We start from the raw sequence: 3,850 nt of genomic DNA on the forward strand, positions 1-3,850 counted from the left end.
GGCGGCCCGTCCGGGCATGGGGGGGGCGTACGAACGCGCCCGCCAGGCCCCCGTCGGGGCTAATTTGGCGTAAACGCCCCTGGGCGCCGGAGAACCCCTACAAAGGCGCCACGGGCGTTCCCGGGGACAGGATCGGGGCATGCTCTGGTCAGACCCGAAAGACGAGCCGCCCAAGGACATGCGCGAGGCGCAGGCGATGGTCCGGCGGATGACGGTGATCGTCGTCATCGCGATGCTCGTCGTGGTGTACGTGCTCGGCGTGGGCGGGTTCTAGGCCGCCTCGCGGCTGCGCCCTTCCCCGATGCGCCGGTCGCCCCCGCCGCGGGCTCCCGCGCCCCGGCGGCGGCCCCGGCGGCCCTCCTCGCCCGAGGGCGGCCTGCCGTCGCCCCGGCCGCCCTACGATGGCGGGCATGACTGCCGAACACCGCCCCGACGCCCGCCACGCGCTCGTCCTCGCCTCCGCCTCGCCCGCCCGGCTGAACCTGCTGCGGCAGGCCGGGCTCGCCCCGCACGTGATCGTCAGCGGCTTCGACGAGGACACCCTGAACCACGACGAGCCGGCCGCCCTGGCGCTCGCGCTGGCCGAGGCGAAGGCGGCCGTCGTGGCAGCCCTGGACGAGGCCGCGGGCTCCCTGGTGATCGGCTGCGACTCCGTACTCGAGCTGGACGGCGAGGCGCTGGGCAAGCCGGCGGACGCCGAGGAGGCCACGGCCCGCTGGAAGTCGATGCGCGGGCGCGCCGGGGTGCTGCGCACCGGGCACTGCGTGATCGACACGGCGACCGGCCGCCAGGTCTCGGCCACGGCGTCGACCACGGTGCGCTTCGGCGAGCCGACGGACGCGGAGGTGGCGGCGTACGTGGCCAGCGGGGAGCCGCTGCACGTGGCGGGGGCGTTCACCCTGGACGGGCTGTCGGCGCCGTTCATCGAGGGCATCGACGGGGATCACGGCAACGTGATCGGGATCTCCCTGCCGCTGCTGCGCTCGCTGCTGGCCGAACTCGGCGTGTCGATCACGGACTTGTGGGCTTGATCTCCCCGGTCTCACCGAAGCCGAAGTCCCCGAGCAGCGGGTGCCCGGGAGGCGCGTCCTGGATGTCGGGGCCGCCGTCGGCGCCGTCCGCGCCGTTCGCGCCTTCCGGGCCCGCGCCCTTGGCCCCGTAGAGCATCAGGCTGGCCACCAGCAGGCACAGGATCGCCATCATCAGGGCGAAGGCGGGCCAGCCGACCAGGCCGACGACGAGGGCGCCCAGGATTCCGTGGGTGACGGCGGCGGTGACGAGGACCACGCGGGCGAAGGAGCCCGGGGCCCGGTCGCGGATCGCGGCGACGGCGACGAGGACGGCGCAGAGCAGCAGGAAGCCGCCCATGCCGGCGCCCATCGCGTACGTGGCCGTGGACATGACGTCCGGATCCATGCCCGCTATGGACATCGACTGGTTCGCGGTGGTCCGTCCCAGGACGAGGTGGACGAAGGCGAGCAGCGCCCCCTCCGCGACGAGTACGACCGCGGTCGCTCCGGCCACGGATCTCCGCAGCACCACGCCACCCACACCAGCCACGACGCCCCCATCCCCCACAAGCACAAGCCTGTTCGACGCCTGGAGGCTACTAACGGGTAATCCTGCCGACAAGGGGCCGGGACCGCTTCGTTACGGTGGGGCTCCCACCCGGTGACGGCCCGGCGGCCCCCGGGCGTCGGCGCGGCGTCGGCGCGGTATCCGCACGGCGGTCACGCAAAGATTGAATGGGCCGTTCGTAGGGACTCGACAAAGAATCACCCGGGCCCGCTGACCTGGCGGACAGAGACCAGGGATGCGCTACAGGGTTACTGTGCAGTCGGGGATCCCCCTGACTTGGGGCGCCGCATGGGTTTTTTCGACTCCAGTCAGACTCGAATCACACTCCGTGTGGGCAAGGTCACCTCTGGGGAAGGGTCGAAAGGCCGTGTGGGCTGTCCCTAAACTCAGCTTGTTTCAAGGAGGGAGCCATCGTGCGCAAGGTGCTCATCGCCAACCGTGGCGAAATCGCAGTCCGCGTTGCTCGGGCCTGCCGGGATGCCGGGATCGGGAGCGTAGCCGTCTACGCCGATCCGGACCGGGACGCTCTGCACGTCCGCGCGGCCGACGAAGCTTTCGCGTTGGGCGGTGACACCCCGGCCGCCAGCTACTTGGACATCTCCAAGATCCTGCAGGCCGCAGCCGATTCCGGCGCGGACGCCATCCATCCCGGATACGGCTTCCTTTCCGAGAACGCCGACTTCGCGCAGGCCGTCATCGACGCGGGCCTGATCTGGATCGGCCCGCCGCCGCAGGCCATCCGCGACCTCGGCGACAAGGTCGCCGCCCGCCACATCGCGCTGCGCGCCGGCGCGCCGCTCGTGGCCGGCACGCCCGACCCGGTCTCCGGCTCGGACGAGGTCGTCGCCTTCGCCAAGGAGCACGGCCTGCCGATCGCGATCAAGGCCGCCTTCGGCGGTGGCGGTCGCGGTCTGAAGGTCGCCCGCACCCTCGAAGAGGTGCCGGAGCTCTACGACTCCGCCGTGCGCGAGGCCATCGCCGCCTTCGGCCGCGGCGAGTGCTTCGTCGAGCAGTACCTCGACAAGCCGCGGCACGTGGAGACCCAGTGCCTGGCCGACTCCCACGGCAACGTGGTCGTCGTCTCCACCCGTGACTGCTCGCTGCAGCGCCGCCACCAGAAGCTGGTGGAGGAGGCCCCCGCGCCGTTCCTGAGCGAGGCTCAGAACGCCGAGCTGTACGCCGCCTCGAAGGCGATCCTGAAGGAGGCCGGCTACGTCGGCGCGGGAACCGTCGAGTTCCTCGTCTCCGCCGACGGCCTCATCTCCTTCCTCGAGGTCAACACCCGTCTGCAGGTCGAGCACCCGGTGACCGAAGAGGTCGCCGGCATCGACCTGGTGCGCGAGATGTTCCGCATCGCCGACGGCGAGGAGCTCGGCTACGGGGACCCGGTCCTGCGGGGTCACTCCTTCGAGTTCCGCATCAACGGCGAGGACCCGGGCCGCGGCTTCCTGCCGGCGCCGGGCACCGTCACCAAGTTCAACGCGCCGACCGGTCCAGGCGTCCGCCTCGACGCGGGCGTCGAGACCGGTTCGGTCATCGGCCCCGCGTGGGACTCCCTGCTCGCCAAGCTCATCGTCACGGGTGCCACGCGCGAGCAGGCCCTGCAGCGGGCGGCGCGCGCGCTGGCCGAGTTCGAGGTGGAGGGCATGGCCACGGCCATCCCGTTCCACCGCGCGGTCGTCGCCGACCCCGCGTTCACCTCGGACCCGTTCACGATCCACACCCGCTGGATCGAGACCGAGTTCGTCAACGAGATCCCGGCGTTCGTGGTTCCCGCCGCGGACGACACCGAGGACGAGCCGGGCCGCGAGACCGTGGTCGTCGAGGTCGGCGGCAAGCGCCTGGAGGTCTCCCTCCCGTCCTCGCTGGGCATGACCCTGGCCCGCACCGCGGCGGCCGGCGGCGCGAAGCCGAAGCGCCGCGCGGCGAAGAAGTCCGGCCCGGCCGCCTCCGGCGACACGCTGGCCTCGCCCATGCAGGGCACGATCGTGAAGGTCGCGGTCGAGGAGGGCCAGCAGGTCAACGAGGGCGACCTGATCGTCGTCCTCGAGGCCATGAAGATGGAGCAGCCGCTCAACGCGCACCGCTCGGGCACGATCGTCGGCCTGTCGGCCGAGGTCGGCGCCTCGCTCACGTCGGGCGCGACCATCTGCGAGATCAAGGACTGACGTCCCGGCTGCGGCGCACCTACCCGCCTGCGGGTGCGTGCGCCGCTGCGCGGGGCTGGGTCCCCTACCCACCCTTCGCCCGTTCCCTGGGCTCCGCCCAGACC

4 protein-coding genes are annotated in these 3,850 nt (G+C 72.1%); 3 read left to right on the forward strand and 1 reads right to left on the reverse strand.

What is annotated here, in order from left to right:
- Window positions 1-139: 139 nt before the first annotated feature.
- Both mmpB and ACWGDE_RS37030 read left to right on the forward strand, forming a co-directional pair.
- A complete protein-coding gene (gene mmpB, locus ACWGDE_RS37025; RefSeq protein WP_453393473.1) occupies window positions 140-274 on the forward strand; it encodes a morphogenic membrane protein MmpB in 135 nt (44 codons plus the stop codon).
- A gap of 127 nt (window positions 275-401) precedes the next feature.
- Window positions 402-1,031, forward strand: coding sequence for a Maf family protein (locus tag ACWGDE_RS37030; protein WP_453393474.1), 630 nt, complete (start codon window positions 402-404; stop codon window positions 1,029-1,031).
- Here ACWGDE_RS37030 and ACWGDE_RS37035 read toward each other — a convergent pair.
- A complete protein-coding gene (locus tag ACWGDE_RS37035) occupies window positions 1,012-1,560 on the reverse strand; it encodes a hypothetical protein (RefSeq protein WP_453393475.1) in 549 nt (182 codons plus the stop codon). The genes ACWGDE_RS37030 and ACWGDE_RS37035 overlap by 20 nt on opposite strands.
- 431 nt (window positions 1,561-1,991) lie before the next feature.
- Here ACWGDE_RS37035 and ACWGDE_RS37040 point away from each other — a divergent pair, with 431 nt between their 5' ends.
- Window positions 1,992-3,746, forward strand: a complete 1,755-nt coding sequence (locus tag ACWGDE_RS37040; protein WP_453393476.1) for an acetyl/propionyl/methylcrotonyl-CoA carboxylase subunit alpha — start codon at window positions 1,992-1,994, stop codon at window positions 3,744-3,746.
- The last annotated feature ends 104 nt before the right edge of the window (window positions 3,747-3,850 follow it).

Source organism: Streptomyces sp. NPDC054956 (genome assembly GCF_053609185.1).

What these genes read in the sequence shown, in the direction of transcription:
- mmpB (WP_453393473.1), top strand. Translation starts at nt 140, where the DNA reads ATGCTCTGGTCAGACCCGAAAGACGAGCCGCCCAAGGACATGCGCGAG.
- ACWGDE_RS37030 (WP_453393474.1), top strand. Translation starts at nt 402, where the DNA reads ATGGCGGGCATGACTGCCGAACACCGCCCCGACGCCCGCCACGCGCTC.